3 protein-coding genes and 3 pseudogenes are annotated in these 3,916 nt (G+C 68.7%); 2 read left to right on the forward strand and 4 right to left on the reverse strand.

Translation table 11 applies throughout. The annotated features are described in order from the left end of the window. Positions 1-189 precede the first annotated feature (189 nt). Positions 190-630 (reverse strand): DUF3592 domain-containing protein, encoded by a 441-nt coding sequence (locus ACFWF3_RS27285; protein ID WP_379316246.1) that lies wholly within the window; start codon positions 628-630, stop codon positions 190-192. Between the two features lie 85 nt (positions 631-715). Between ACFWF3_RS27285 and ACFWF3_RS27290 the strand changes: the two genes are divergently transcribed. Then, the gene (locus tag ACFWF3_RS27290; RefSeq protein ID WP_378658681.1) at positions 716-1,213 is read left to right on the forward strand and encodes a DUF2505 domain-containing protein; all 498 of its coding nucleotides are present in this window, start codon (positions 716-718) and stop codon (positions 1,211-1,213) included. A 43-nt stretch (positions 1,214-1,256) separates the two neighbouring features. Here the strand turns inward: ACFWF3_RS27290 and ACFWF3_RS27295 are convergent. The 3 genes and pseudogenes from ACFWF3_RS27295 to ACFWF3_RS27305 form a co-directional block, all read right to left on the reverse strand. Continuing rightward, positions 1,257-1,565 (reverse strand): annotated as a pseudogene (locus ACFWF3_RS27295) (VOC family protein); the annotation flags it as partial. 354 nt (positions 1,566-1,919) lie between these two features. Beyond that, positions 1,920-2,048: pseudogene (locus tag ACFWF3_RS27300) on the reverse strand (AraC family transcriptional regulator); the annotation flags it as partial. Positions 2,049-2,073: 25 nt separating this feature from the next. After that, positions 2,074-3,339 (reverse strand): geranylgeranyl reductase family protein, encoded by a 1,266-nt coding sequence (locus ACFWF3_RS27305; RefSeq protein WP_379316248.1) that lies wholly within the window; start codon positions 3,337-3,339, stop codon positions 2,074-2,076. A gap of 145 nt (positions 3,340-3,484) precedes the next feature. Between ACFWF3_RS27305 and ACFWF3_RS27310 the strand changes: the two are divergent. After that, a pseudogene (locus ACFWF3_RS27310) lies at positions 3,485-3,916 on the forward strand (hypothetical protein); the annotation flags it as partial.

Raw genomic sequence — 3,916 nt, forward strand, 5'->3', positions numbered from 1 at the left:
TCCGGGGCCCGGGTGACGGCCAGCTCGGCGCGGCCCGCGACCCGGCGGGCGAAGACCCCGAGCGCGGCCAGGCAGCCGGCGATCACGCCGACGGCCAGGTTGTGGGTGGCGACGACGAAGACGACGGTGACCGCCACACCGCGCGACACCCCCACACCGACGTGAAGCCGGGGCGAACAGCAAACGAAGTTACGACTCGCGCTGCTTGCGGCGCACGATCCAGAGCACCGGCAGGGCGAGCGCCCACGCCACGAAGATCACCGAGGCTGCCGGGATGATCGCCACCCGCGCGTCGCGCCCGGCCACCCGGACCAGGTCGGGGTCACGCGTGCTGTACTCCACGTTGATCCGCTGACCAGCGGTCAGATTCGTCGGATACAGGATGCCGACCTTCGGATTGTGGGTCACGCTGTCGGGCGTCACATAGATCACCGCCGAACGCAACCGGCCCGCCGACAGCACCTCGCCGGAGGTCACGCCACGATGGCGCTCGATTTCGAAGTCGTTGCGCCAGGCCGCGAGTACCAGCAACACCATCAGCACGCTGACCACGGTCGCTGCCCCGACCACCCACACCCGAACCCGGCGCAGGCGCTTGTTCCGCCGCTCCGACAGGCTGGTTTCCGACACCCGCCACACAGTACCGGTCACCCAGGGGACCGGAAGTTCCCGCACGCGCCGACGCCCCACGAGTCCCTCCCCTAACATTCCCGCTATGTCCCGCAAATTCAGCTTCACCGTGCCCTACACCGTCCCGGTCGAAGAGCTTCACCGGGCACTTGTCGACGACGCCGTCTGGCAGGCGCGTTTCGCCGGCGCCGAGACCGCGACCATCGAACTCTCCCATCCCGACGGCCCCGATTCGATCACCATCCATATGACCGAAACCCCCGGTAAGGACAAGGTTCCCGCGCTGGTGCGCAAGGTGCTCAAAAGCGATCTCGTCCTGGTCCGCACCGACAACTGGCAGCCACTGGCAGGCGAGGTCGCCAAGGGCAGTTTCACCGGCAACACCAGCGGCATCACCACCGAGATGTCGGGCACCTATGAACTGCGGCCCACCGCCGAGGGCAGCGAGATCGAGGTCGTCGGGACGGTCAAGGTGAAGGTTCCGCTGGTCGGCGGCGCAATCGAGCCGCTGGCCGAACAGTTGCACCAGCGCGTCCTGAACAGCGAACGCAAATTCATCGAGAACTGGTTCGCCAAGCTCTGAGCCGACAGCGAGGGGTGCCGCTCCAGTGAGCGGCACCCGCGCGTCAGCCGCGGTTCTCGACCAGCACCAGCCAGTTGCCCGAGTGGTCGCGAATGATCGCCTCGGTGCCGTACGGGCGTTCGGACGGCGGCTGAATGAACTCGACACCCTTCGCGGTGAGTTCCTCGTAGGTCTTCTGGCAGTCGGCGGTACGCAGCCCGAGGGCGCCGTGGGTGCCGTCGGCCAGTGCCCGCCGGATCGCGTCGGCGAGGTCGTCGGTGAGCGGCGGCCCCGGGATCATCTGGGTCACCTCGAGCTCGCGATGATCGGGGTGGGCGATGCTCACCCAGCGGAAGCCGTTGTCGCCCATGCTGTCCCGCCTCCCCGTGAATTTTGGCCGGACTCAGGTGCGGGTTCGCTCCCGTTGGCGGCAGGCGGAACCAGGGCGGCTGAGTTGGCTGTGGTCGGCGAGTTACCCATGTTCCTCCGGTGGTAAGTGCCGCATCGTTGAATCGAATCCGAGTTCTCGTGGCGGCAAGTGCACCAGCCGATGATTCGTTGAGGGACTACTACCAGCGAAGTTCGCCTACAGATCAGCAGCACCTGCGCGCGTAAGGACATGGGTAACTCCCCGACCACAGCAAACCTGGCTCGGTCGGAACCCCCGGTCGCCAACGCGGAACCATCGCGCATCTCAGTCCGGCCAGAAGTCGCGGGGTGGCGGTGGAGAAACTCCTGCGGCGCGGGCGAGTTCGTCGAGGTCGAGCGGGTCGGCGTACTGCCAGTCGACGAGGTCACGCGCTTTGCGTAGGTGCGGCAGCAGGGCCGGCACCGGACGCCGCGCCGCGCCGCTCACGACTGCTCCGCCCGGCGCTCGGCCATCAGCTGAACGGCGGGAGTTCGTCGGCCCGCAGCGACGCCCGTCCGGCCGCTCGCCAGGCGCGGGCCGTGAGGTCGAGGTCCTCGTCGGTCACCAGATTGCCCATCACCCGAACCGCCGTGCGCTGCAGATACTTCGAGCGCATCACCGGCGGCCCCCCGAGTGGGACCATCTTCGGCTGGGTGGCCAGGCCGGCGAGCCTGCGCGCCACGGAGAAGGTGCGTCCGTAGTGGTCACGCAGCAACTGCGGCCATGCTTGGCTCAGATCGGGTTCGTCGAGCAGGTCCGCGAGCATGTGCCCGCCTTCCAGGCCGTAGTCGATGCCTTCGCCGTTGAGCGGGTTCACGCAGCCCGCGGCGTCACCGACCAGCACCCAGTTCGGGCCCGCCACGTTCGACACCGCGCCGCCCATCGGCAGCAGCGCCGAGGCCACCGCGCGCAGTTCGCCCTCGAGTTCCCATTCCTCGCGACGCAGCTGGGTGTAGTGCTCGAGCAGCGGCTTGAGGGCGACGTGCGAGGGCCGCGCCTCGGTGGCCAGCGAGCCGACGCCGATGTTCACCTCGCCGTTGCCGAGCGGGAAGATCCAGCCGTAGCCGGGGACCAGCTCGTCGGCGGCATTGCGCAGCTCCAGATGCGAGGAGATCCACTGATCGTCGCTGCGACGGGACTTGATGTAGGCGCGGGCCGCGGTCCCGTAGGCGTAGCGGCGATGCCAGGTGCGACCCAGCTGTTTTCCGACGGGGGAGCGCACGCCGTCGGCCACCACCAGTACCCGGCAGCGCACCGTGTGGGTGGCCGCGCCGATCCGCACCGTCACCCCGGTGACCCGCTCACCCTCGCGCAATACCTCGGTGACCTTCGCGCCGTCGACCATCCGCGCACCGGACTTGATCGCGGTCTCGCGCAGTTTGTCGTCGAGTTCGGTTCGTGGAACCGCACTTCCGTACGTCGGGAACGACCCACCCGGCCACGGCAGCAGCGCTTCCTTGCCGAAACCCGCCATCCGCAGGCCGTGGTTCACGGTGTGCGCGCGCAACCATTCGCCGAGACCCAGATGTTCCAGCTCGGCGGTGGCGCGGGGCGTCAGCCCGTCACCACACGTCTTGTCGCGCGGGAAAACCGCCGAATCGAGCAGGAGCACATCGCGTCCGGCGCGCGCGGCCCACGCCGCCGACGCGGAACCGGCGGGCCCTGCCCCGACGACCAGCACCTCGACGGTGGCAGGCAGCGGAGCGCGGTCGGCAGGGGTGAGATCCGGTGAACCCATGGCTCAATACTGGCACTGTCGGCCGCTGTGCGAGAGTGTCGGGTACACCGGGAATTGTCACTGTGTGACGGGGTTCATCGGCCATAGTGCCGGGACACGCTAGGTTGCTACCCGTCGGGGTCGGACGCATCGCTGGGAGAAGATAATGAGCACATCGGCTGTGAGCGACGAAAGCACCGTGGTTGCCGGGGTAGATCTCGTCGATCCCGAACTCGCCGTCACCGTGCGCGACGGACTGGCCGCGGTCGAGAAACTGCTCGTCGACGAACTCTCCGACGGTGAGGAGTTCCTCCAGGAGGCGGCGCTGCACCTGGCCAGGGCGGGCGGCAAGCGGTTCCGGCCGCTGTTCACCGTGCTCACCGGCCAGCTCGGACCCAATCCGACCGACCCGGCGCTGATCACCGCGTGGCGGGCCCCGGGCCCTGGCGGCTGGAGGACCACACACTTGGCATACCGGGCCCCGTCCGCACTACGGAACACGGCCGCCCCGGACTCACCCGCCGCGACCGGAACCCAGCCGACCAGCGCCCGTGCGCCCGGGTTGAGCATCATGCCGATGCCGACGGTCAGCACGACC

Origin of the sequence: Nocardia sp. NPDC060220, assembly GCF_042727815.1 — a bacterium.
Classification (GTDB): domain Bacteria; phylum Actinomycetota; class Actinomycetes; order Mycobacteriales; family Mycobacteriaceae; genus Nocardia.

Coding starts and splice junctions, on each gene's coding strand:
- ACFWF3_RS27290 (WP_378658681.1), top strand. CDS start 716: ATGTCCCGCAAATTCAGCTTCACCGTGCCCTACACCGTCCCGGTCGAA.
- ACFWF3_RS27305 (WP_379316248.1), bottom strand. CDS start 3,339: ATGGGTTCACCGGATCTCACCCCTGCCGACCGCGCTCCGCTGCCTGCC.